General features: G+C 40.1%; 26 protein-coding genes. 9 read left to right on the forward strand and 17 right to left on the reverse strand.

Annotated features, from left to right (window positions below):
* Positions 1–148: 148 nt before the first annotated feature.
* The 6 genes from BKK52_RS03275 to ffh form a co-directional block, all read right to left on the reverse strand.
* Positions 149–1078 carry an AEC family transporter gene (locus BKK52_RS03275; protein ID WP_077477954.1) on the reverse strand — a complete coding sequence of 310 codons (930 nt, stop codon included), beginning with the start codon at positions 1076–1078 and terminating at the stop codon, positions 149–151.
* A gap of 155 nt (positions 1079–1233) precedes the next feature.
* Positions 1234–2232 (reverse strand): hypothetical protein, encoded by a 999-nt coding sequence (locus BKK52_RS03280; protein WP_077477882.1) that lies wholly within the window; start codon positions 2230–2232, stop codon positions 1234–1236.
* Position 2233: 1 nt separating this feature from the next.
* Positions 2234–3538 (reverse strand): hypothetical protein, encoded by a 1305-nt coding sequence (locus BKK52_RS03285; RefSeq protein WP_077477884.1) that lies wholly within the window; start codon positions 3536–3538, stop codon positions 2234–2236.
* Positions 3539–3541: 3 nt separating this feature from the next.
* Complete coding sequence (locus BKK52_RS03290) at positions 3542–4345, reverse strand: hypothetical protein (RefSeq protein ID WP_077477885.1); 804 nt, start codon at positions 4343–4345, stop codon at positions 3542–3544.
* Entirely contained in the window at positions 4338–5813 is a 1476-nt protein-coding gene (locus BKK52_RS03295; protein ID WP_077477887.1) for a hypothetical protein, read from the reverse strand. Before BKK52_RS03295 ends, BKK52_RS03290 begins: the two co-directional genes overlap by 8 nt.
* A gap of 158 nt (positions 5814–5971) precedes the next feature.
* On the reverse strand, positions 5972–7360 hold the full coding sequence (gene ffh, locus BKK52_RS03300) for a signal recognition particle protein (protein WP_077419819.1): 1389 nt from the start codon (positions 7358–7360) through the stop codon (positions 5972–5974).
* Between the two features lie 139 nt (positions 7361–7499).
* On the opposite strand from ffh, the gene BKK52_RS03305 reads away from it, so the two are divergent.
* The 4 genes from BKK52_RS03305 to BKK52_RS03320 all read left to right on the forward strand — a co-directional run bounded on the left by BKK52_RS03305 (position 7500) and on the right by BKK52_RS03320 (position 11034).
* Entirely contained in the window at positions 7500–8294 is a 795-nt protein-coding gene (locus BKK52_RS03305) for a cytochrome C assembly family protein (RefSeq protein WP_077419818.1), read from the forward strand.
* Positions 8295–8410: 116 nt separating this feature from the next.
* Positions 8411–9673, forward strand: coding sequence for an HlyC/CorC family transporter (locus BKK52_RS03310; protein WP_077474308.1), 1263 nt, complete (start codon positions 8411–8413; stop codon positions 9671–9673).
* Between the two features lie 124 nt (positions 9674–9797).
* Positions 9798–10568 (forward strand): threonine/serine exporter family protein, encoded by a 771-nt coding sequence (locus tag BKK52_RS03315; protein ID WP_143531381.1) that lies wholly within the window; start codon positions 9798–9800, stop codon positions 10566–10568.
* 1 nt (position 10569) lies between these two features.
* A complete protein-coding gene (locus tag BKK52_RS03320; protein ID WP_077477891.1) occupies positions 10570–11034 on the forward strand; it encodes a threonine/serine exporter family protein in 465 nt (154 codons plus the stop codon).
* Positions 11035–11085: 51 nt separating this feature from the next.
* Here the strand turns inward: BKK52_RS03320 and BKK52_RS03325 are convergent, their stop codons facing one another.
* Positions 11086–12393 (reverse strand): nucleobase:cation symporter-2 family protein, encoded by a 1308-nt coding sequence (locus BKK52_RS03325; RefSeq protein ID WP_077477893.1) that lies wholly within the window; start codon positions 12391–12393, stop codon positions 11086–11088.
* Between the two features lie 190 nt (positions 12394–12583).
* On the opposite strand from BKK52_RS03325, the gene BKK52_RS03330 reads away from it, so the two are divergent.
* The 3 genes from BKK52_RS03330 (at position 12584) to pntB (ending at position 16618) form a co-directional block, all read left to right on the forward strand.
* The gene (locus BKK52_RS03330; RefSeq protein WP_158076034.1) at positions 12584–13423 is read left to right on the forward strand and encodes an endonuclease/exonuclease/phosphatase family protein; all 840 of its coding nucleotides are present in this window, start codon (positions 12584–12586) and stop codon (positions 13421–13423) included.
* 221 nt (positions 13424–13644) lie between these two features.
* Positions 13645–15183, forward strand: a complete 1539-nt coding sequence (pntA, locus tag BKK52_RS03335; protein ID WP_077416546.1) for a Re/Si-specific NAD(P)(+) transhydrogenase subunit alpha — start codon at positions 13645–13647, stop codon at positions 15181–15183.
* A 10-nt stretch (positions 15184–15193) separates the two neighbouring features.
* Positions 15194–16618 carry a Re/Si-specific NAD(P)(+) transhydrogenase subunit beta gene (gene pntB, locus BKK52_RS03340; protein ID WP_077419813.1) on the forward strand — a complete coding sequence of 475 codons (1425 nt, stop codon included), beginning with the start codon at positions 15194–15196 and terminating at the stop codon, positions 16616–16618.
* Between the two features lie 88 nt (positions 16619–16706).
* Here the strand turns inward: pntB and BKK52_RS03345 are convergent, their stop codons facing one another.
* Complete coding sequence (locus tag BKK52_RS03345; RefSeq protein ID WP_077419812.1) at positions 16707–17060, reverse strand: helix-turn-helix domain-containing protein; 354 nt, start codon at positions 17058–17060, stop codon at positions 16707–16709.
* 268 nt (positions 17061–17328) lie between these two features.
* Between BKK52_RS03345 and BKK52_RS13495 the strand changes: the two genes are divergently transcribed.
* On the forward strand, positions 17329–17475 hold the full coding sequence (locus BKK52_RS13495) for a hypothetical protein (RefSeq protein WP_158076035.1): 147 nt from the start codon (positions 17329–17331) through the stop codon (positions 17473–17475).
* Positions 17476–17824: 349 nt separating this feature from the next.
* Here the strand turns inward: BKK52_RS13495 and BKK52_RS03350 are convergent, their stop codons facing one another.
* The 8 genes from BKK52_RS03350 to BKK52_RS03385 all read right to left on the reverse strand — a co-directional run bounded on the left by BKK52_RS03350 (position 17825) and on the right by BKK52_RS03385 (position 23649).
* On the reverse strand, positions 17825–18091 hold the full coding sequence (locus BKK52_RS03350) for a DinI-like family protein (RefSeq protein ID WP_077419811.1): 267 nt from the start codon (positions 18089–18091) through the stop codon (positions 17825–17827).
* A 126-nt stretch (positions 18092–18217) separates the two neighbouring features.
* Complete coding sequence (mtgA, locus tag BKK52_RS03355; protein WP_077477956.1) at positions 18218–18961, reverse strand: monofunctional biosynthetic peptidoglycan transglycosylase; 744 nt, start codon at positions 18959–18961, stop codon at positions 18218–18220.
* On the reverse strand, positions 18948–19253 hold the full coding sequence (gene trpR, locus BKK52_RS03360; protein ID WP_077419810.1) for a trp operon repressor: 306 nt from the start codon (positions 19251–19253) through the stop codon (positions 18948–18950). The genes mtgA and trpR overlap by 14 nt, the downstream gene beginning before the upstream one ends.
* 31 nt (positions 19254–19284) lie before the next feature.
* The gene (locus tag BKK52_RS03365; protein WP_077419809.1) at positions 19285–21465 is read right to left on the reverse strand and encodes a transglycosylase SLT domain-containing protein; all 2181 of its coding nucleotides are present in this window, start codon (positions 21463–21465) and stop codon (positions 19285–19287) included.
* An 86-nt stretch (positions 21466–21551) separates the two neighbouring features.
* Entirely contained in the window at positions 21552–21848 is a 297-nt protein-coding gene (locus BKK52_RS03370) for a YciI family protein (protein WP_077419808.1), read from the reverse strand.
* Positions 21849–21859: 11 nt separating this feature from the next.
* Positions 21860–22342 (reverse strand): acyl-CoA thioester hydrolase YciA, encoded by a 483-nt coding sequence (gene yciA, locus BKK52_RS03375; protein ID WP_077419807.1) that lies wholly within the window; start codon positions 22340–22342, stop codon positions 21860–21862.
* A complete protein-coding gene (locus tag BKK52_RS03380; protein WP_077419806.1) occupies positions 22342–22902 on the reverse strand; it encodes a septation protein A in 561 nt (186 codons plus the stop codon). The genes yciA and BKK52_RS03380 overlap by 1 nt, the downstream gene beginning before the upstream one ends.
* Before the next feature lie 3 nt (positions 22903–22905).
* Positions 22906–23649: a hypothetical protein gene (locus tag BKK52_RS03385; protein WP_077419805.1), complete on the reverse strand. Its 744-nt coding sequence runs from the start codon at positions 23647–23649 to the stop codon at positions 22906–22908.
* A 278-nt stretch (positions 23650–23927) separates the two neighbouring features.
* Here BKK52_RS03385 and BKK52_RS03390 point away from each other — a divergent pair, with 278 nt between their 5' ends.
* A complete protein-coding gene (locus BKK52_RS03390; RefSeq protein WP_077414122.1) occupies positions 23928–24587 on the forward strand; it encodes an OmpW/AlkL family protein in 660 nt (219 codons plus the stop codon).
* 56 nt (positions 24588–24643) lie between these two features.
* On the opposite strand, the gene purN is transcribed toward BKK52_RS03390, so the two are convergent.
* Positions 24644–25282, reverse strand: coding sequence for a phosphoribosylglycinamide formyltransferase (gene purN / locus BKK52_RS03395; RefSeq protein ID WP_077414124.1), 639 nt, complete (start codon positions 25280–25282; stop codon positions 24644–24646).
* Positions 25283–25286 lie beyond the last annotated feature (4 nt).

Here is a 25286-nt window from a genome sequence, read left to right on the forward strand (position 1 = left end):
AAAAGTGCGGTGAAATTCACCGCACTTTTTTTGCATTATAGGAATATTATTGGGCTAAAACCTAAGGATTTCAGTAATATATAGCGACTGTGTTGCATAATATCGAAAAAAATTTCCGTAAAAATGACCGCTCTTTGTCTTTTCAGTCTTACCACATTTGATAAAGGGCGATCACCAGCGGCATAGTGAACACGCAAAGGAAGGTGGTGACGCCATAAATTGCACTGGCTTTTTGTGCATTGTTGCCAAAAATCAATGCCATTTGCGTGACGGTAGCGGCGGACGGGCTGGTGGTGGCGAGGAAGCTAATCATCGCAATGGTTTCGCCATTTTCCACCCAACCGGCAAAGCCGCAAAGTTTCACGATAACCAACAGAAAAAGCGGGATAATCACTAAACGAAGTGCGGTAATTAAATAAATACGTTTTGAGGAAAAAATATTTCGTAGTGGGATTGAGGCGATCAACATTCCGGCAATAAGCATGGCGTTTGGACCGATGAAAACCCCGACAGAAGAAAGTGTACCGTTAATAAACGGCGGTAATTTGATTTGAAAAGCAAAGAGAATGATGCCGATAAAAATCGACCACATATTGATGTTTTTCAAAATGACTTTCAGGCTTAAATTGCCTTTTCCTACGATAATCAGGCGGCAGTGCGTCCAAAATAAAAAGGTTTGCACCACAATAAAACAGCTGGCATAAATAACCCATTCTTTACCGAATAGGGACATCACAATCGGAATAATCAAATTGCCGGAATTGGAATAAATGGAAGCGGCGTGCTCAATGGGATCAAGTTTGAACAGACGTTTTAACAGGCTACCCGTGGCGATGAGGATAAGCTGCAAAAAGATCGCCATAGCGAGGGAAAGCATTAACCCCCGCAGAATTTCGGGCGTGTAGTCGATTTGAAATGCCTCAATCATCACCGCCGGGCTGATAATGTAAAGCCCGATAATCGACAGCGGTTTACTGTCTTCCGACTTTAACAGTTTGGCTTTCACCAACCCATACCCCATCAGCACCACAAGGGTGAGTTCAATAATTTTGTTACCGAGTAAAAATGCAATATCCATGATGTGTGAGCAATTTTTCATTATAGAAATGATAAAGTGCGGTGATTTAAATCTCCCCTAACCCTCTTTACAAAAGAGGGGGATTTTTCACCGCACTTTATCAGTGTAGGAAAATAGGTTAAGACTACGTATTTATAAGGTACACTAAATTACATTTATCTTAATTCAAGTTTATAAAACACATGTTCAATTGCATAGCGGTAATTATTGAATGTCCTTAAATCAGAGACATGGTTTTTAATTTTTACATAATGTCTACATTGCATTTCATCAGTGAGGGTTCTAATCGGTGAAGTGAGCTGCTGGAAATATGCTCTAGTCAAAATTTTATTTGAAAGTTTTTCTATATTAGGTATTTGCTTCGCATCTTCGGCTCGATGTGATTCCCAAATAGGGGTAATTTTAATTCCGCTGGAAAAAATATCCATCTTAAATAAATACTCAACTGCACCTTCAGCATTTGCCCAACAAGGTGGTAAATCTCTTCCACCTTGTGCTTCAAGTCGTTTACGTAAATAGGCAACTTGTCCTTGTAAATTAATATTTTCTTTTGTATTTGTGTCGTTTAGCTTGGAAACTAAGTTATGAATTAGCTTTTCTCGTTCTTGCTCAGATATATCAGGAATTGAAGCCAGCATATTCTCAATAGTATGATTTAATTTAACTGATTGAGTTAAGTAGTTCTGAACTGCATTTAAATCCGTATGATCAACGCCCGCATCTTTAGCTGCTAATAATATACTTTCATTAAAAGCTGAAATTTCAGCGATTTTATCAGCCAGCTCTTCACGGCTCAGATCTTTACCTAAGATTTCAGATAAGCTAGAAAGGAGAGCCTCTTGGCCTTGCAAATTCTCTCTCAACTTTTGAATTTCTTGGTTTGTTTCAAGCATCGCTTTAAGTTGGGAAATAATTTCATTTGGATCCGAAGTTTGTAATTGCAATACTTTGATGCTTTCCGCAATGACCTGTTTAGAGCCTTCATAATCAATCAAAAGCTCTTTTTGTTGGTCATTTATTTGTAGCAATTCTTGATTTTCTTTCACTAAATTAAAATACATTGAGCCGAGCAAGAAAAGTAAAATAAAAATAAGCATAAAGGCGATTTCAGTTAAAGAGAGTTGAAATATCCCCTCATTTTTGCGGTTAAACATTCTACTCACCTTTTACTCTCTCTTCGCCTGAACGGAAAAGTCCACCCCAAATACCTCGTTTTGTACTGGCTTTCTTAATCTCATCTGACATTGTCATGAGACTCCGCTGAATTTCATCTAATGCAGATTGGTAATTGATATTTTCTGCTGGTTTTTGTGAGGTTTGTTTTAGCTTAATCAGTTCTAAAATTTGCATTAGACTTATGCGAATTTCATCTATCTCAGATTGATAATTGATGTTTTCTGCTGGTTTTTGTGATACCAACGTATTTAAAAGCTGCGCTATTTGGGTTAGTTCCGCTTTGTAGTCACGCTGTTTTTCCGCCGTGTGCGAAAGTTGTTGTACTGATGAGCTTAGCGTTGGGATCGCTTGAGTTAATGACGCTAATCTATCTTGCACGGCTTGCATCTCTTTGTTGAGCTGTAAGAAATGCTGTTGCTGATTCCCCATCGTGCCTTGTAACTGTTTGATGGAGTCATTAAGAATATATTGATTTTCTGTTTGGTGAGATACGTTTTGAGCAAATTGACGGTAGCCGTCTTCAATGGCTCTCAAGGCTGGTCTTAAATCACTTTGTGATAATAATTCTGTTTGTTTATTTAGCATTTCTGCAAATAAATCTAAGTTTTGTTGTAATCCATCGGTATTTTTTAATAATCCTTTAATTGAAAGCGCTAATTTTTTATTGGCTTCGACCACGTTATTCGTATCTACACTATATTGTTTTGCGATCTCATCAAAAAATTGTTTGGCTTGTTTGGCATAACTATTCCCAATTCCTTCCATTGCGCCTTCTAATTGATTACGGCAGTTTTCAGAGTTAAGTGAAATTTCATTTGCTAAACGGGAAAATCTATCCGATGCAATTTCCATTTGTTCTGTCATGCGTTCTGTGGCTAATAATAATTTAGCTTCTGCATCGTCCATTTTATCCATTGCGTCTTTTTTAAAACCAATGATATAAACACGCGCAATAACGCCAAATAAAGTTGTCACCATTGCAATTGCGAAACGTGCTGCAATGGTATTTATATCATGCCCTATGCTATCTAAATCAATTAAAATTAATAAAATAGTGGCAATAGTAAAAATAAAGCCTAGATAATAGCAAGAATCCGCAAATTTTTCGTCTGATACCTCATTTTCTCTTAATTTCCAACCGAGAATAATATAAATTGCCATAAAAATTAGAGGAAGGATAAAACCAAAAATATAAATATCCTTCAAAAAGAACGCAGCGATCAATGCACCAAGTTTTAGAACGCAGGCAGCAATAAATAAATATTGAACATTAAGTTTTTGCATTTTTTATCCTTCTAACGGTCGAACTTCGATAATTCTTGCATTCGCTTTATTAAAAAAGTTTTCCCAAAATAATAAATTACTACGCGTTTGTAATTTAGGGTTATTCATTAAATAAATAATTTTAACTCTCACACTATCTAAATGCGATTGTACTTTTGTAGCATAATTTTGTTTCTCAAACGCCTCATAGTTTAATTTAGGCATTTTATACATAGAAAAATCATCGGTGTTTTGTAACATATCTGAAACAATAATTAGGCTTTTTTTGCCTTGAATATTATGTTTTCTAAATCCATTTATAGATACCATTTGAATTTGTTCCATAATAGGCGATTTTTTGGCTGGTTCTAAATCAATTAATTCATTGGTTATTTTTAAAATAGGCGCCATAAATTTATCTTCATACTGCGTTTTTAAACGTTTTAAATTCGCTGTCCATTCAGATTTATCTTTACCATCTCCAGGGTTACAAATTTCTAAAATTGTCTCATTATTTTCCTTGAAGTCTTCACCCAAAGCAAAAACAGAAACTAACTCACCCTTATCAATTTGACTATCCATTAAGTTGTTGATCAGAACTTGAAGAGCCTGCTTTTGCGTAAAATTTAAAGGATCAGTTTTATCAATTAATAATACCGTATGCGCCACGGGTCCACTCACAGGGCAAAGGGTTTGCTTATTGATTTGTTCTTTATTAGATGAATGCCAATAATAAACGCCCCCCCCGACAAATACGATGACAAATATCAATAATATTACACCCCATACTATATAATTATTTTCTTGTTTTTTTCTACGCTTACTCATTCAATCCTCCATTAAATTTCATATCATAAATTGCATTTAAATGATCAAATTGCTGATTAAATGTGCGATTAATCTCCGCTTTAAAATCCGCTATTCTTGTGAAAAATTCGTTCGCTTTTTGCTCACTTTTATCTAGGTTATCCCTGTCGTGATTTGGATCAAATTCAGCTTGTAAATCAATTTTTTTCAATTCAATCTCTTTTTGAAAGTAGAGAGGGGCAGGGGTAGTTCGATAAGCGGCATTTTCATTCCGAAATTTTTGTACTAAACCTTGCAACGTTGTTTGGGCATGTTCCATTCTATGTTCAAAAACGGAATGGGTATGAATTTTATCATTGATAATTTTATCTTGTTGGACTAAATTATTACGCAGTAATTTTTCATAATTATCTAAATTCATCAATGCCTCTTCTTTAAATTCTTCAATCTCTTCTTTTAATTCATTAATTAGACTGTCGTATTCATCTCGTTTATCTTTATAACGAGCATCAGTTTTCCCATAAAACGGATAAGGATCATTCAAATACAGTCCATCAAAAGCGGCAGCTATCCCAAAAATACAGGTTACCGCACACAATACCCAAGAATTAATATCGTTAAATGTAAAAGGTGAGCTGATGAAATGATTAAGTGCAATTTTGGCAGTATTTTCTACGTCCAATGCCATCGCATCCCGATAATGTGATACGCCAAGTGCAACGGTAATAATAAGAGATAAACAGATAATCCACGCTAAAATACCTAGTAATTTAAGCCCCATATTTCGATGGTTAAAGAAGGGAAGGCTATAGCGTCCTTGAACACAAGCAAGGGTCACATTGACAAAAGCAAACATACCAGCTTGAATAAAGCCACCAATCAAACCACCATCACTACCTTGAGCAAAAAAGTAGGCATTAGCGACACCTTCGACAATAATTAAGGCAAGCAAGAGCATTATCATAAAGAAATATTTTCCCCCGGAAGGTTTGATAGGATCTCTATCAATACGATGCTTTTGACGAAACTCGCATAATTCCTTTTTGGCTCTGGAAAAACTTTGTTCAACCTCATCCAGCTCAATTTTTCGTTGTGAAAGTAGATCATTCACTTTTTGTGTAAAGGATTCTTTGATAAGCAGGGCATTATCTGTCAATCCTTTCACTTGTAGAACTAAATCAGTAAGATTTTTATCTTGAATGTTAATACGGCTATCCCGCCAAGATGCACATTTTGCGCGGTATCGCTCAATTTCACTGCGAATAGAAGATTCAATACCCGATAATATATGATCTGATGAAGATGGAATATTTTTCTCTCCTAATTTTCTTGCCTGAGATGTCAAATCAAGTTCTTGTTCCATTTTTTTCATCTCAATTTCATCAAATTGTGGCAGTTTGGAAATTGCTTCAATAGATTCTGATTTTTCTATTGGAGACAAAGTAAAAAGATTAGAAAAAAACTTCCAAATTTTTGAAAAGAATGACACTTGTATTCCTTAGATATATGGTCGATAAACGGACGAAATTTTATAGAAAAAACTTACTAAAAGAAAGGAATTATATAGAACAGAATGACCTTATGAAGATGAGGGAATAAGTCTAGTTGATTATTCCCTCTAAAGTTAGTATTTCTTAAACTATATTCTTAACGTCTAAACATTCCCCCTAAACCACCGAGGCCGCCTAAGCCTCCGCCCATTAATCCTTGCATACCTCGCATCATTTTTGACATTCCGCCTTTACGCATTTTTTTCATCATTCGCTGCATTTCGTCAAATTGTTTGAGCAATTTGTTCACATCCTGCACCTGAGTGCCAGAACCCAATGCAATACGGCGGCGACGGGATCCTTTGATAATATCGGGATTAGCCCGCTCTTTTAAGGTCATGGAATTAATAATGGCTTCCATTTTGACGAACATTTTATCATCCACTTGGTTTTTGATGTGATCAGGCAAATTCTTTGTACCGGGAAGCTTTTCTAGCATAGACATCATTCCGCCCATTTTTTTCATTTCAATTAATTGTTCACGGAAATCATCTAAGGTAAAGGCATCGCCTTTTTTGAATTTTTGTGCCATTTTTTCCGCTTTTTCACGATCTACCGAGCGTTCAAGATCTTCAATAAGGGAAAGCACATCACCCATGCCTAAAATGCGGGAGGCAACACGATCCGGATGGAAAGGTTCGAGGGCATCGGTTTTTTCACCAACCCCAAGGAATTTAATGGGTTTACCTGTGATTTGACGAATAGACAGGGCTGCACCGCCACGGGCATCACCATCGACTTTGGTAAGAATGACCCCGGTAAGTGGCAGTGCTTCATTAAAGGCTTTTGCCGTGTTGGCGGCATCTTGCCCTGTCATCGCATCAACGGTAAAAAGGGTTTCGATAGGATTTAACGAACTGTGGATTTGTTTGATTTCCTCCATCATTTCGCCATCTACATGTAGGCGACCGGCGGTATCCACGATAAGCACGTCATAGAATTTGAGTTTGGCTTCTGCTAAAGCAGCTTTGGCAATCTCTACCGGATTTTGCTTCACATCAGAAGGGAAAAAATCCACGCCCACAGATTGCGCCAAGGTTTCTAATTGTTTAATGGCAGCCGGGCGGTACACGTCGGCAGAGACAACCAATACTTTCTTTTTGTGGCGTTCACGCAAGAATTTTGCCAATTTCCCCACACTGGTGGTTTTTCCCGCACCTTGCAAGCCCGCCATTAAAATCGCAGCAGGGGGTTGGGTGGCAAGATTTAAGCTTTCGTTTGCTTCCCCCATGGCTTTTTCAAGCTCACGTTGAACGATTTTTAAAAATTCCTGCCCCGGCGTTAAACTTTTATTGACTTCTTCGCCTAACGCGCTTTCTTTCACTTTGGCGATAAATTCACGCACTACAGGTAATGCCACGTCCGCTTCCAGCAATGCCATACGCACTTCGCGTAGGGTGTCTTTAATATTATCTTCCGTTAAACGACCTTTCCCCGTGATATTACGTAGGGTTTTTGAAAGGCGATCAGATAAATTCTCAAACATTCTTAATCCTGTTTTTTCATCAAAAATTGCCGTGATTATACCGAAATTTAAGGGATTTTCATCATTTCAAATAAATTTATGGCGAATTGCGAATGAGATCGTTAAAATGTGAAACATTCTCAATAAATAAGCTCAAGTTATGTGGTTTGCCGTCTTTTCGATTTTGTTTTATCTGATAAGTGTGTTGATGATTGCGCCATTGCTGACATCAACGGATTCAACCGATAATATTCAATCCCGCCCTAAAAAAACATTGCTGTTTTTGACCGCACTTTTGGCGATTATTTTTCATTTTGTGAGTTTATATCCCTCTTTACAAAACTTAGCGGAAGATCATACGTTTACATTGATGCAAATCGGTTCATTGATGAGTGTGAGCATTGCGATGCTTGCCACTTTGGCGATATTGACGGTCAATTCCATTTGGTTTTTATTACCTATCGTCTTTGCTTTCTCCATTTTAAACTTGGTTTTAGCCACTTTTATGCCAAGTCATATGATTCAGTTGTTGAATCAAGATTCGGTAATGTTATTTCATATCGGCTTGTCGATTTTCACCTATGCGGTTTGCTTTATTGCGATGCTTTATGCCATTCAAATCGGTTGGATTGATCGCCATTTAAAAGCGAAAAAAACACGTTTTTCACCGGTGATGCCTTCGCTTATCACGGTTGAACGTCATTTCTTCAAGTTATTTGCCGTTGGGGAGTTTCTTCTCACATTGACATTAATTTCCGGTGTTTATCATTCAATTAATGCTTTTACCGCAGAAAATATCCATAAAGCCGGGTTTTCCTTTTTGGCTTGGCTGATACTGGGTGTTGCTCTTTTTGGGCATTGGCGATTGGGATGGCGAGGAAAAAGGATGATTATTTATGCTATTTCGGGTATTATTTCCCTCACGATTGCCTATTTTGGCAGTCGATTGATTTAAACAATAAAGGCGAATAAAAATTCGCCTTTATTATTGAACTGTAGGTGCGGTGAAATTCAATCTCGTTCACATTTAACACCACCTGCGTTGTGATTAACCAACAAAAGGATTTTCCCTTGGACAGTATTCCCCTTAGTACGTTATTTCTGACACTTATTATCTGCTTAATTTTGTCTGCGTATTTTTCCGGTTCGGAAACCGGCTTACTCTCGTTAAACAAATACCGCTTACGTTTTCTTGCCGAACAAAATAATAAAGGGGCGAAAAAAGCTGAAAAACTGCTTGAGAAGCCCGATACTTTGCTAAGTTTTATTCTTATCTTCAATAATCTTGTTAATATCAGTGCTTCGGCGATTGCAACGATGATTGGAATGCGCTTGTATGGTGATGCCGGTGTGGCGATAGCAACGGGGTTACTTACCTTTGTGATGTTGGTTTTTTCTGAAATTTTCCCGAAAACCGTTGCGGCGATGTATCCTGAGAAAGTGGGGTTATTTTCAAGCCATATTTTATCTTTTCTATTGAAAATCTTTTATCCCTTGGTTTGGTTGATGAATATTTTTACCAAATCATTAATGCGGTTAGTAGGACTAAAACCGGATTTACAAAAACAAGTCATCAGTCACGAAGAATTAAGAAGTATTGTCACTGAAGCCGGAGAGGCAACACCTGATGAGCAGCATCCGCAAATGTTGCTTTCCATCCTTGATATGGGCACGGTTACCGTGGATGACATTATGGTTCCCCGCAATGAAATCGGCGGTATTGATATTGATGATGATTGGAAAGCGATTATGCGTCAACTTAATCACGCCGCACATAACCGGGTGGTGCTCTACAAAGGCAGTTTGGACGAAAATGTACTTGGTATTTTACGTGTGCGTGAGGCTTTCCGTTTATTACTTGAGAAAAATGAATTTACCAAAGAAACTTTAATTCGTGCGGCGGATGAAGTGTATTTCATTCCGGAAGGCACGCCGTTGAAAACCCAATTGATGAACTTCCGAGCCAATAAAGAACGTATCGGTTTGGTGGTGGATGAATATGGCGATATAAAAGGCTTAGTCACCTTAGAAGATATTTTAGAAGAAATTGTCGGTGATTTTACCACCTCGACAGCCCCAACGATTGATGAAGAAGTGATCCGACAATCGGACGGATCTATGCTTATTGAAGGTTCTGCTAATCTTCGCGATTTGAATAAAATGTTCGGCTGGGAACTGGATACGGAAGATGCCCGCACCTTTAACGGCTTGATTCTCGAACATTTAGAAGAAATCCCCGATGAAGGCACGGTATGTGAAATCGAAGGTTTGCAAATCACCATTCTTGAGGTGGCGGATAATATGATTAAGCAAGCTAAAGTGGTTAAACTCTAAAATAAAAAACGATAAAAAACCTGACCGCACTTTTGATTTGGATCATAAGTGCGGTTTGTTTTTTCTCCATTTTTTATTGAGCTGTCTATAATTTATCTCATTAATTTTAGGTATGAGGATGAAGATGGAACAAGAGTATCAGCGGGGCGTGACGCGTGCTTGTGTACAAACCGCATTGTTGTTATTGCAGCATGGAGCGGAAAGTACGGTAGTGGTACAGATGGCACAACGTTTGGGAATTGCACTTGGGATGGAAAGTGTGGAATGTGCCCTCACGGCAAATGCTGTGGTGATTACAACCATCTCAAACGGGCATTGTATTACCACTGCACGCAAAAATACTGATAAAGGTATTAATATGCAAATAGTGACGGATGTTCAGCACATTGTGATTTTGGTGGAACGTAAGTTATACAATCTAACGCTGGCACAAAATAAACTGGATAAATTAAAGCCCTTAAAATATCCTCGTGCTTTAGTCGTGTTTATGATTGGCTTATCCTGTGCTTCTTTTGCACATTTGTCCGGGGGCGATTGGCTGATTTGTCTGATAACTTTTTTGGCCTCCGCCGTAGCGATGTTTGTACGACAGGAATTATCAAAACATCATTATAATCCGATCATTGTTTTCGCGATTACAGCATTTGTTGCCTCACTCATTTCCGGTATCAGTTTGAAATATCAATGGGGAAACGATCCTCAAATTGCCTTAGCTTCCAGCGTATTGTTGCTTGTGCCGGGATTCCCCTTAATTAATTCCTTGGCTGATATTTTAAAAGGCTACGTCAATATGGGACTGGGACGTTGGACAATCGCAACAGTGCTGACTTTTGGTGCTTGCCTTGGTATTGTGTTGGCGCTGAGTGTGTTGCATATCACGACATGGGGGCATTAAGATGATGTTTCTATTGAGTTTGCTTGATGATATGGTTTTTGCCGCTATTCCTGCGGTAGGCTTTGCCTTAGCCTTTAATGTACCGCCTAAGGCATTAAAATATTGTGCTATTCTAGGGGCGTTAGGGCATGTAACACGCACATTACTTCTGCACATGAATGTGCCTATTGTCTTTGCCACCTTTTTTGCCACCTGTGTTATCGGTTTTGTCGGTGTACATTTATCACATCGTTATTTGGCGCATCCAAAAGCATTTACGGTGGCAGCGATTATTCCTATGATTCCCGGTGTACAAGCATATAAAGCGATGATTTCCATCGTACAAATTCATCACTATGGTTATTCCCATGAACTCTTGGAGCAAATGATCAGCTCATTTATTAACACCGCCTTTATTTTAGGTGCGTTGGTTTTTGGGCTTGCTTTGCCGGGCTTGATTTTTTATCGTCAGAAACCTGTGGTATAAAGTAGCCAAAGACTATAAAAAAACACGCATTATTGCGTGTTTTTTCTTTTATTATTCTTTTGTGATTTCTTTATCTTCCGGCAGGATCAAATTCAATATCAACGCCAATAATGAACCCACAGTAATACCAGAACCTAATACCTCTTTGAAAAAGTGCGGGAGTTTATCAAGCAGTTCCGGACGAGTGGTGACCGCTAATCCACAACCGATTGAGATAGCAATAATTAAGCCATTGCGTTTACTGCGTTCCACTTTATCCAACATCTGAATCCCTGCGGCAATAATCATGGCAAACATCATTAAACCTGCACCGCCGAGTACCGGTAATGGAATTGAAACGATTAATGCGCCAAACACAGGGAATAATCCGGCTAATGCTAGTAACACACCGGTTAATGCGACCACATGACGGCTGGCTACGCCTGTTAAAGAGATCACGCCAATATTTTGTGAAAAAGAAGAAAAAGGCGTGGTGGACATAATTGCCGCCAACGCTGAACCTAATCCGTCAGCCAGTACACCGCCCCGTAAATGTTTACCGGTAATTTCGGTATTGGTGGCATTACCCAGTGCTAGGAAATTACCGCTGGATTCAACAATCGTCACCAAATAAGCAATAGACATCCCAATAATCCCTGAAATAGGAAATGCAAGCCCAAAATGTAGCGGTTGTGGAACAGCGAAGGTTTGAGCGTTTGCCACACCATCAAAATTAACCCAACCTAAAATAAGGCAGAGGACGTAACCTGTCATCATTCCAATCACAATCGCCGCAGCGGAGAAAATGCCTTTTCCCCATTGAACCAAGGCGACAACAATAACTAATACAAAACTTGCCATCATCAAATTTTCCGGTGTGGCATAGTTGGCATCACCACGTTGACCGCCGGCAAACCAATCCACTGCAACGGGAATTAGGCTTAAGCCGATCATCATCACCACTGTACCGGTGACAACAGGTGGAAAAAGTTTACGAATATAGGGCATAAAAAAGCTACCAATAATCATCACTAAAGATCCGACTAAAGACGCGCCTAAAATCCCGGCGACACCGTAATCACTAAAACCAATAGCGAGGGCCGCAGCGACAAAAGTAAAACTGGTTCCCATCACGCTGGGTAAACGAATACCGATTGGGCCTAATCCACGGCATTGAATCACGGTTACCACGCCGGAAATTAACAATGCAGCATTCACTAAAGTAATGGTGTCCTCAGTGGGGAGTTTTAACACATTGCCGATCACCAAAGGTACAGCGATAATGCCTCCGAGTGCCGCTAATAAATGTTGTGCGGCAAGCAATAAACTCAATCCAAAAGGCGGTTTATCTTCAACGGAGTAGAGGAGTTGATTATTCATATTTTTGGGGTCCTTATGCAAAAGAAAGCGCGAATTATACGCTAAAGCACTGTAAAGGAAAACGTTTGCTTTGTATTTGGTGACAGAAAGTGCGGTTGGTTTTTTTCCTATTTTTATATCGCAAAATCAAGTGATGGTTTTGTGTTGCTAAACTGCTATGATTAGCAACATTGGTGTTAAGAAAATAAAGATGATGAAGAAAAAAAATATTTTTGCCTTTTTGCTTATGCTGGGGTTGATAGCGGGTGTGGGGAGTATTACTCCTCTTCAAATTTTTGACCCCATTCAAATAACTCTTGAAAGCAATATTCAAGGGAAATTCAAGCCAATCAACGGGCAGTGTTTTGTGAATCAAAAGGGGGGGACGACGTTAGAAAAAAGCCCCATTCGCTTACTCAGTTGGAATATTCACAAAGGAGTGGATCAAGACTGGAAGCAGGATTTAGCCCGTTTTTCGCAGAATCAGGATTTTGTCCTATTGCAGGAAGCCACGCCCGAACAAAATTTATCTTCATTTTCTACCGCACTTTTTGTCTCCGCCTTCGCCTATAAAGGTCTGTCATCCGGCGTAAAAACCTTTTCGCACCGGATACCGCAACGTTATTGTGGCATTTCACAGGCGGAGCCTTGGATTCGTATTCCTAAAGTGGCTAATGTAATGCTTTTCCCTTTTCAGGACGGTGATGAATTATTACTAATTAATGCGCATCTGATTAATTTTGAATGGGAATCCCAGACTTATCGTGAACAATTAGCGCAGATTTTTTCCTTTATTCAGGCTCATAAAAGTGCGGTCATTTTGGCGGGAGATTTTAATGCGTGGAATGAGGAACGAAAAAAGATTTTAGATGAATTTGTTACCCAAGCGGGATTGAATGAGGTGTCTTTTGTTCCCGATGAGCGGCGGTATTTTTTCAATTATCCTCTTGATTTTGTGTTTGTACGGGGAATGAAAATATTGTCAGCAAAAACAAAAACTGTGATGTCCTCCGATCATTCGCCAATTTGGGTTGAGTTGGCATTTGAATAAGTCTGAAAAGTATGGTGGTAAAAATCCTCTAAAAATTTACCGCACTTTTTGATTTTTTATAACTCCTATCACAATATCTTGTAAAACCACTGAAAAAAACCTACCGCATTTTTAGCGAACAATGGTACATTTAACGGCGTTTGACTTTTGTCATTTACAGGAAGGATGGATGCAAATTCATTCCATACATTTAATCCAATCATCAAACAGAGGGAAACAGTATGTTAATTGGTGTACCAAGAGAACTGCTTGATAATGAAAGCCGTGTGGCGGCAACGCCCAAAACGGTTCAACAAATCCTGAAATTGGGCTTTGAGGTGATCGTAGAACACAATGCGGGTTTTAAAGCCAGTTTTGAGGATCAGGCGTTTGTCGAAGCCGGCGCAAAAATTGGCACAGCAGCCGAAATTTGGCAATCGGATATTATTTTTAAAGTGAATCCGCCGACAGATGACGAAATCGCACAAATGAAAGAAGGAGCTACCTTGGTGAGTTTCATTTGGCGTGCGCAAAATCCAGAGTTAATGCAAAAATTAACGGCGAAGAAAATCAATGTGCTTGCGATGGATGCGGTGCCGCGTATTTCACGTGCACAGGCATTGGATGCGTTAAGTTCAATGGCGAATATTTCCGGTTATCGTGCAGTGATTGAAGCCGCACACGAATTTGGTAGTTTCTTCACCGGACAAATTACTGCGGCAGGTAAAGTACCACCGGCGAAAGTATTGGTGATTGGTGCGGGGGTAGCAGGGTTAGCGGCGATTGGTGCGGCTAACAGCCTTGGTGCGATTGTTCGAGCTTTTGACTCCCGTCCTGAAGTAAAAGAGCAAGTGCAAAGTATGGGCGCCAGCTTCTTAGAAATCGACTTCAAAGAAGAGGGGGGTAGTGGCGATGGTTATGCGAAAGTGATGTCGGAGGAATTTAACCGCCGTGCGATGGCGCTTTACGCTGAACAAGCCAAAGAAGTGGATATCATCATTACCACCGCAGCCATTCCGGGTAAACCGGCACCCCGTTTAATCACCAAAGAAATGGTGGATTCAATGAAACCGGGTTCGGTGATTGTAGATTTGGCAGCGGCAACCGGCGGTAACTGCGAATATACCGAAGCGGGTAAAGTGGTGACCACGGAAAATCAAGTCAAAGTGATTGGTTATACGGATTTCCCAAGCCGTTTACCAACCCAATCTTCCCAACTTTACGGTACAAACCTCGTTAACCTATTGAAACTCTTATGTAAAGAGAAAGACGGCAATATCAATATTGATTTTGACGATGTAGTATTGCGTGGTGTCACCGTGGTGCGTGATGGAGAAGAAATCCCACCGGCACAAATTCAAGTGTCTGCACAACCAAAACAAGAGGCAAAAGCCGCACCGGTTGCAGAGAAAAAAGAAGCGAAACCAATGGATCCTCGTGTGAAATACGGTGTGATGGCAGGTGTAGGCGTATTATTCCTCTGGCTTGCTTCTGTTGCGCCGGCAGCATTTTTATCGCATTTTACCGTATTCGTCTTGGCGTGCGTGGTGGGCTATTATGTGGTTTGGAATGTCAGCCACGCCCTTCACACCCCATTAATGGCGGTCACCAATGCCATTTCGGGCATCATTATTGTGGGGGCGTTGTTACAAATTCGTCAGCCGTCAGGCAACCTCTTTATTGATGCGTTAGCCTTTGTGGCCATTTTGGTGGCAAGCATCAATATTTTTGGTGGCTTCCGTGTCACACAACGTATGTTAGCAATGTTTAGAAAAGGTTAAGGAGATCGCAATGTCTGAAGGTTTAGTACAGGCTGCGTATATTGTTGCAGCATTACTTTTCATTATGAGCTTAGCCGGGCTTTCTAAACACGAAACGGCTAAAGCGGGTTGTTGGTTTGGCATTGTGGGGATGACAATCGCCTTAGTGGCAACGATTTTTGGGCCTCATTCAGAGGGAACATTCTGGATCATCATTGCGATGATTATCGGTGGGGTGATCGGTGTTCAACGTGCCTTAAAAGTGGAAATGACGGAAATGCCGGAACTGGTGGCGATCCTTCATAGCTTTGTGGGCTTGGCTGCGGTGCTTGTGGGCTTTAACAGCTACGGTTTACACGATATTCCAACGATGCCGAACGGTTTGGATGAAGTGCAACAGGCGCAGTTCCTTGCTGAGCAGGCAACGTTGACAACCATCCATAATGTGGAAGTTTTCCTTGGTATTTTTATCGGTGCGGTCACCTTCACCGGTTCTGTGGTGGCGTTCGGTAAACTCAGTGGAAAAATCAACTCAAAAGCCTTAATGTTACCTCATCGCCATAAATTAAATTTAGCGGCACTTGTTGTTTCTGCATTATTGATGGTGGCATTCTTAAACAATCCGGGCAATATTTTCCCTGTCTTGTTAATGACCGTCATTGCGCTCGCATTCGGCTGGCATTTAGTGGCATCTATCGGTGGGGCGGATATGCCGGTGGTGGTCTCTATGCTTAACTCCTATTCCGGTTGGGCAGCGGCAGCGGCAGGTTTTATGCTAAGCAATGATCTGTTAATTGTTACCGGCGCATTGGTGGGGTCTTCCGGGGCTATTCTTTCTTACATTATGTGTAAAGCGATGAACCGCTCATTTATCAGCGTGATCGCAGGTGGCTTTGGTAACGATGTTCAAGTATCTTCCGATGAAGAACAGGGCGAACACCGTGAAACCACCGCAGAGGAAGTGGCGGAGATGCTGAAAAATGCAAGTTCTGTCATCATCACGCCGGGATACGGTATGGCGGTGGCACAGGCGCAGTATCCGGTGGCGGATATCACCGCAAAATTGCGTGAACGTGGTGTGAATGTCCGTTTTGGTATTCATCCGGTTGCCGGTCGCTTACCTGGTCATATGAACGTGCTGTTAGCGGAAGCGAAAGTGCCTTATGACGTGGTGCTTGAAATGGATGAAATCAACGATGATTTCGCTGATACGGATGTCGTATTGGTGATTGGCGCGAACGATACGGTAAACCCTGCCGCAATGGAAGATCCAAACAGCCCAATTGCCGGTATGCCGGTATTGGAAGTGTGGAAAGCACAAAATGTTATCGTGTTTAAACGCTCAATGGCGGTGGGCTATGCCGGTGTGCAAAACCCATTATTCTTCAAAGAAAACACCCAAATGCTCTTTGGTGATGCGAAAGAGCGTGTTGAAGATATTTTAAAAGCCCTTTAAACCGCATTTAAAATAGGGTAAAAATTAACCGCACTTTGGGAAGCTAAAGTGCGGTTTTTTTTCTATTTGGTTTTTGTGGAATAAAAAATTACAGATGATCTTTTTTTTGTAAATGCAAGGAAAGCCGTTCGAGTAATTCGATCACTAAAGTGCGGTCATTTTCGTTTAAATTTTCCATAAGATTCAGTAAATACGCAGCTTTATCTTGCTGTCGTGGGCTACTTTGAACCAATAAATCTGCTACGTTGCATTCAAATAAATCGGCAAATTCTAATATTCGCAATAAAGTAGGCATTGCCACACCACGTTCAATTCGAGAAACCGCTTCATTACCAATACCTAATAATTCGGCAACTTGTTCCTGTGTTAAACCCTTACTTTGCCGATATTTTGCGATACATATACCTAATTGTTTTGCAAATTTTTGTGTGTCAATCGCCATTTTTACCCCTTGATCTCAAGAGTATTAGTGAATAGAAAATGACGGAGAAATAACAGGGATTAATACGATGAAATTCAACTTTTAAAGTTGAATTTATGGAAATAAGATCTATAATGAAGCCGTTGGCTATGATAACGATCATCCGTATTTAGGATGAAGTAGCCAATAATCTTAAACTGAATACAAAGGCTGATTTCAATATTCTAATAGATGGAGTGAGTGGTATTTGGTGTTTCGTTTTAATAATCTTAACTTAAAGGAAAAAACAATGAAAAAAGTGATCTTAGCAATGGCAGTATTAGCTGCTTCAGCTTGTACTCAATTAGATAGTATTACTGGCAAAGTTAATCAAGCAACTTCTGCTGTAAATCAGGCGTCATCTGCTGTAAATAGCGTTAAAAGTATTGCAAAATAATTTTCAAGGCTAGAACTATATAAAATAGTGGATAAATAACACGCTCTCAAGGGGAACTTGGTAGCGTGTTATTATTATCTAACGACCAAATTGGCATTCCAAGGGAATTGGCTGATGAACAGGGTAAGGTCTGTTAGGGTGGGAGCTACACAGGTTGGGGAAAAGTTAAAGAAGAATATGATTTAACATAAGACAAATTTATTCATCAGCTATTTTTGGATTACAAAACCAATATTGCGACCTAAAAATCGGGTTGTATTATAGTTTCTTCCTGTATTATGACTCAATACAAGAATACTTTAAAATACTTCCCTTTTTGACCATATGTAGCATTTGAGTATTAAATTTTTTAGGAATATTCATCTATTCCATCAAGTAGGGAATCATCATTCCATAGCTCCTCAAGATATTCTAAAAATTTATCTTTATCATTTTTATCGAATCCGGAAATATCGAATCCTTGCGAGCTTGATGTTCTAATTCTAACTTCAACATCATTAAATTTTTCAGCAATACGTTTTGGCAATATTTCTTCCAGTCTGGCAATAACTTTTTGCTGTATGGCTATTTTTTTACTGTCACGTTCTTTTGTAAAACGAATGTCGAGTTTTTTCATAGGGACTCCCTTCTGTTTATTTGTACAGTATTTTAGATGTTTTAAAATAACTGTCAAGATATACAGTTGTTTTTTTATCTTTTAATAGACGGAGAACATTGACTTAGTTAGCCATATTTTGATTTTCTAATCTAATTGTTTTAAATAGCTCATTCCTAGATTTCCTATTTGTCTGATAATCCATTGCTGTTTTTTGCGTACCAATGCACTGGGTTTTTTGACTTTATAAATGATGGGATTGGGCAAAACAGCAGCTAATAAGGCAGCTTCGGATTGTGTCAAGTTTTTTGCAGATTTCTTGAAATAAAAGCGGCTTGCCGCCTCAACGCCAAAAATCCCTTCGCCGAACTCTGCAATATTTAAATAGACTTCCAAAATTCGTTTTTTTGACCAACATAGCTCCAATAACAGGGTGGCAGGGACTTCCAAGCCTTTACGAAGCCAACTTTGTCCGTGCCATAGCATTAAATTTTTAGCGGTTTGTTGAGAAATCGTCGAACCGCCTCGAATTTGTCGTGTTGATTTTCCGTTATGCAGAAAGGCATTTTTAATTGCGGCGAAATCAAAACCTAAGTGAGCGGGAAATTTTTGATCTTCCGCCGCTATCACGGCAAGTTGCATATTGGGAGAAATATTTTCAAGACTGACCCAAGTTGATTTTGCTTTGTAATGGAAATTGCCTTGGAGCCAATGCCCGACTTGTTGCTGAATCATATAAGAAGAAAAAGGTACGGGCACGAAGCGAAAAAGAAGAATAAAAGCAAAAATGGCGAGGAAAAATCGGATAGCTATGCGTTGCCAATTTTCTTTCCACCATTTAAGGCTGAGTAACCGTAAAAATGCGGTTAAAATCTGCTTAGTTTTTTTCAACGCCATCAAGATGTTGTTTCACCCATTCCATAAAATCCGGATCCATGGTTTTGATCATATTAGACCCCCGTGTAATAGTGGCGGCACTGGTATTCAGATTTTGCTGGATCTCACGTTGAGATAAATTTTTGTCTAATAGCTGTGAGACAATTTGTAAGCGTAAACCCACCGCATCACGTTCGTCAGCGGTGAGCAGCAAGGTTAAAAGATCTTGCGCTTTGCCTTGTTCAAAGGCGGTTTGCAACATAGCAAGAAAAGCGTTCCATTGATCTAAATTGCGGCTGATATACATAGAGTTATCCTATACTATTAAACTAGTGCGCTTAGTATAGCCGATCAAATTCTTCCTGGCTAAAAATTTGTGGATTTTCTTTATGTTGTAAAAGTTGGTAGTAAAAATCATACGCCAACAGATTTTGCACATAACCACGGGTTTCAAAAAAGGGGATCGAGGCGATAAATTCATCCATGGCTAATTTTCCATTCGCCCGTGCCAACCATTTTTCCACCCGACTTGCACCGGCATTGTAGGCGGCGGCAATGAGAATGCGGTTATTCGGGTATTTCACATTCAGCTCATTCAAATGCGCCGTACCAAGCAAAATATTATTGAGCGGTTTGAATAAATCGTTTTCTGTTTGATAAGGTAATTGATGGTTATCAGCGGTGGCTTTGGCGGTGCTTGGGAGAAGCTGCATTAAGCCCCGAGCATTGGCAGAAGATTGTGCCATAGGATTCCATGCGCTTTCTTGACGGGCTATCGACATGGCAAAGGTTTTGCTGACGGTAGCCGTGTTTGGGGAGGAGGCTAAAGCCAGATCAAAATAAGCCTGATAAGCATTGGGTAAGCGAACGGCGATGTGATCCCAGGCTTTTGCAATAATGGAGCCGTCCACGCCTAGATCAAACCAACCCTGTTGATTGGCATAATCGCTCAAGGTAATTTGTTGGGTTTGCTTGGTTTCGGCAGCAAGGTTTTCGAGCAAAAAACGCCAACGTTGTTTCGCCGCACCCAAGCGGTTTAATTGGCGAAGTTCGGCAATTTCAGCTAACGCAACACTGTGTAATTGAATGAGATTTTCATCTGCCGCTGATTGAGGAATTTGAATGCGATAATCCGCACCACGGTTTTGAGGATTGAGCATAGCTTTGGCGAGCATTGGATAAAATCCCCGTTCCTTGGAAAGTGCGGTTAATATTTCTTGTGTTTTTTGCCGATCGCTTTTTGCCAGCCAATAACGCCATTCCTGTTTTTCTTTTCCTTCTTTTGAAAGGGCATTAAGCCAAGGCACAAGATCGGTTTTTTGCCAAATTGCCATTCGCAAACGGCGTTCAATCAGATTATCGGCATTTAACGTCAAGATTTCCGCATCACGCCATTGTTGAAAGGTCGGGGTTTCGTTATCAAAAAAACGGCTGATAAATGCGATTTTCCAATCACGAATTTGTGCCTCATCGAGTTGCCAATTTTTCGCCCATTGTAAATAAGGGGAGAAATCCGGCTTTTCCATATTTTCGGGGAGCGTGCGTAAATAACGAGGAAAACCCTGTATTATGGCGAATTGGTGGCGGATTTTTCCGTTTTCTTCCGTTTCCATTGTTGGCATGGGCGGTGAGCTTTCCACAAGTGCGGTGAAATTTGCGGGATTTTTTAACAAATTCACATAGCCCGATAACACCGTCAAAATTGTCGGATCTTCTTTGGCGTTACTAAACTGATTCAACTCGTTGGCGAGGCGTTCCAAGCCTTTCACATCATTTTTCGCAAGTAAGTTTTCTGCTTTTTGATAAACCTTATCAGCGGTTCTGCCGCCATTTTTATACCATTCCTGCCAAAGCAGATTATCACCGGTGAGATCGCCATTGTTTAGCCAAAGCGTTTCAAAATCAGCCAAAATTTGCGTGATCCCCGCCTGTGTGTTTTGCTCCGATTTCGGTTTTTTCTGAATGAGCTGATATGCTTTGTTCAGCACCGCAATTTGTATCGCCAATGCCTGTGGTTTGATTTTTTGAGCGTAATCAGGCAGGGCATCGGCATTATTATTGTGAAGCAAGGTCAGGATATTTTGTGCTAAACGGGCGTGAAGAAAATGATTCGGTTGGGTTCTGAGATAATCCTCGATTTCTTGTTTTAACGCCATCACTTCCGCTGAAGGTGTGTTTTGTGTAACCGATTTGATTTGGGCGTCAAAGTACGCCGTCCAAGCATCGGTTTGTAGCGGATAACCGTCCAAAGAATGAATTAATGAGAGAAAAAGTGAGCGATTTTCAAAAACTCGCTGATTTCTCACCGCACTTTTCAGTAGATTTTCGAGCTGTAAAAACGTTGCCCGCTGTTCAAGGGTTTTTAATTCCTCGGCGTGCCGGCTTTTCTGCCATTTCATCTGTTCTTCAGCGAGGTTTACGGTTGGCGTGCTTGCTGTTTTATCCGCATTGGATGTTGCATAGCTCGGTTGAGAAAGTGCGGTCAAAATGACAAGAGAAATGAGAGAAAATTTTTTCATATTTTGGGTTTATCCACGTTTTCAAAATAGTGACAAAAAAGCGAATCCTTAGATCCGCTTTTTTCTTGAATAGTTCCCTTTAGTGCTTAGAATACTTTTTTAAAGGGTTTGACAATCACTTCACCATAAACGCCGGCTTCCACATAGGGATCTTGCGCCGCCCAGTTTTTGGCTTCTTCTAGGCTGGTAAATTGGGCGATCACAGTGGAACCGGTGAACCCAGCCTCACCGGGGTTTTCATCGTCAATTGCCGGATTGGGTCCTGCCGTCAGTAAGCGGTCTTCCGCTTGTAATTGTTTTAAACGCGCCAAATGTTGTTCACGAACGGCAAGGCGTTTTTCAAGGGTGCCGGGGATATCTTGGGCAAAAATAACGTAATACATGGTTTTCTCCTTTAAATGTTTTTAGTTTGTGAGTTTTCATATTCTTGAATAGAAGCGAGGGCTTTTTCCAATTCTTCGTTGCCTTCCCGTGGGATTGCACGGGATTTGCCATTGTTATCCACCGCCACAAAAGTGAACACCGCATCAGTGACACAATAGCGTTCTCCAATAGGTTCACTGGCGACTTTTTTCACCCAGACTTCCACTTTAATTTGAATGGAAGAACGCCCGATTTTTAGGCATTGACCATAACAGCACACCACATCGCCCACGGAAATCGGTTTGATAAAATTCATACTTTCCACCGCAACGGTAACGACCCGTCCATGCGCAATTTCTTTGGCTAAGATCGCCCCGCCCATATCCATTTGCGACATAATCCAGCCCCCGAAAATATCGCCGTTCGCATTGGTGTCGGACGGCATAGCAAGGGTGCGGAGCAAGAGTACACCTTTTGATTGGCGACCGTGTTTATCAATAAAATTTGAGGACATTAGTTCCCTCCGTCTTTAGGGTTATTTTGTTCATCTTTTGGCAAATATCGGTAAATATAAACGCCGGAAATTAGGGTGGCAATAAGCGTCATTGCGATTAAACCGAAAGATTTAAAATCAACCCATGCCGCTTCCGACATATTGCGGCTAATATAAATATTCACCAACATACAAATAATAAAGAAAACCGCCCAACCAAGGTTGAGTGTGTTCCACGCTTTTTCCGGCAGCTTAATTTCTTTACCCAGTAATTTTTTGATTAAAGGGGTTTTGAACTGGAATTGCGCTACGAGCAAGATAATGGCAAACAAGGCGTTTACAATCGTGACTTTCCACTGCAAATAACGCAATTCATTAAAATAAGCGGTTAAAAGCCCAAAAAAAACCACTGCGCCCGCCATCACTTTTTGTTGTTTTTCAACCGCGCCGTATTTCCATTTTAGGATCGCCATTTGTATGATGGTTGCAACCACTAAAACGATGGCTGCCTCACGCACGCCACCCAGTTTATAAGTGATAAAAAATAAAATAAGGGGAATAAATTCAAGGAGTTGTTTCATTTATTATTCCTTCATAAACAATGTGTAAAAACGATACGTCACCACCAGAATAAAAATATTAAGTGCGGCAGCGAAAATACTCAGCAAAACACTGAAAATAAGGTGATCGAAAATCATTGAGAGTTGAAAGATCAAAAGCGGTGTAACGAAATAGACCAGTAAGGCATAAATCAATAAAGCCGTTTTTTGATTTTTTCCCTGTAACCAAATTTTTCGTAGGCTTTGCCCAATGTTATCTTGCGTGGTTAAGTAGTGGGTGGTGGATAAATTTAAACGAATAAAAAATCCCATACCGAAGATCACCGCCACCAATGAAATAATGGACGGAGAAGTTTTGGTTAAAACTGCTGCGATCATTTCAACTATGCCAAGCAACATTGGGGCGATGATAATTAAATCCAGCATAATCACACCGAAAAATCGTGGGAGTGTGGCTTGAAAAGTTTGCCCCAAAGTGCGGTCATTTTGTCCGCTGATTTGATGGATTGTCATCAATCCCCAAGATGCTATAAAGGTTGTCACCAATTGGGTCATCAAAAATGAAAGGGCAATGCTTGGTGCGTTTTCTTCAACGAGTTGAGGTAAGGTATCTGTACTTATTGCCGAATTTGAAACCATTGAGGGGCTTAATAATACGCTGAGTACTTGCACCATAAACAGAATGAAAACAAATTGAAACATTGTTTTTTGTTGATTGCGGAAAAAATTCCAACTGTCTTGTAAAACTTGTGTAAAGTTAATCTTCATTTGATTTTCTCTTATCGAAAAATGGCGGTAATTATACCTTGTTTATGCGGTTGTGCCATTTATCTTATCTAAAAATTCCGCTTTTTGATATGGGGCAAATTTTGCTGTTTCGGGCTTTTGGGAAAAAGTGCGGTCATTTTGTATAAATAATTTTATTAATTTATAAAAACTTGAACTAGATCACAGAATTACTACTTAATATGGAGTATATTACGAACCGCAAATAGCCATAGTCTTTTTATGGTTATCATTCAAATATCAGACTTAAGGAGTTCAATATGAAAAAAACAGCACTTGCGTTAGGTTTAACTGCTGCGTTATTCACAGGTATGGCAAATGCTCACCAAGCAGGCGATGTGATTTTACGTGCCGGTGGTGTGTTTGTATCAGCAAATTCTGAATCTACCACTAAAACTAATACGCAGATTAATTTAGAAGTGGGTGATAATGCTCAATTAGGCTTAACCGGTACTTATATGTTCACTGACAATGTCGGTTTAGAGTTGTTAGCGGCAACTCCATTTTCACACAAAGTGAAAGCGAATGTGCCAGCGTTAGGAGCTGATCTTGGTAATGTAGTGAAAGTCAAACAATTACCGCCAAGTCTCTATTTACAATATTATTTCTTAGATAAAGATGCGGGTTCTCGTCCATATCTTGGTGTGGGTTTAAACTACACACGTTTCTTTAATGCTAAATCAATTGACCCGTTAATTACCGATGTTAATGTGAAAAAACATTCTTTTGCCCCGGTTGTGAATGCGGGTATCGATATTAAATTAACCGACAACTTATATTTGAATACCGCAATGTGGTACACCCGTATTAAAACGACTGCTAAATTTAAAGTTCCACAAGTAAGTGGAAACTATGAACACGAAGTCAAACTCAAACTTGATCCATTTGTGTTCTTCACAGGTTTGGCATATCGTTTCTAATTATAAATCGTCCTCTATTTAGCAAAAAAGCGATGAATGATTTCATCGCTTTTCTTTTACTCACAAGCATAACCTTGTTTTGATAGTGGTTTCCCATCTAAATAGGCAATACCTTCTTTGAGGGTTAAACGATCTTCTACAAACCATTTAATGACCATCGGGTAAATACGATATTCTTGCTCTCTCGTGCGTAATTCAATTTCTTCTACATTGTCATCAGGGAAAATCGGAACTTTGGCTTGTAAAATAATCGCACCGCCATCCACTTCTTCATTGACAAAATGGACTGTCGTACCATGTTCGCAATCACCTGCATCGAATGCACGCTGATAAGTGTTTAGCCCCGGGTATTTAGGTAATAATGACGGATGAATATTAATAATTTTCCCATTAAAACGTTGGATAAAATCTGGGGTTAAAATTTTCATATAGCCGGCAAGCACGATCAGATCAACCCCCGCACTTTCCAAATAATCCCCAATGTGGCGATCCATTTCTTGATTACTCGTGAAATTTTGACGTAAAAAAACACCCGTAGGAATGACCGCACTTTTCGCCCGTTCAAGCCCAAAAGCCTCTACTTTATTACTGACGACACAGGCTATTTGGGCGGTGATAAACCCTTTTTCGCAGGCATCGATGATCGCTTGGAGATTATTTCCTTGTCCTGAAATCAGGACGGCAATTTTTTTCATAAAG

This window comes from Rodentibacter trehalosifermentans (genome assembly GCF_002000545.1).
GTDB classification, from domain to species: Bacteria; Pseudomonadota; Gammaproteobacteria; order Enterobacterales; family Pasteurellaceae; genus Rodentibacter; species Rodentibacter trehalosifermentans.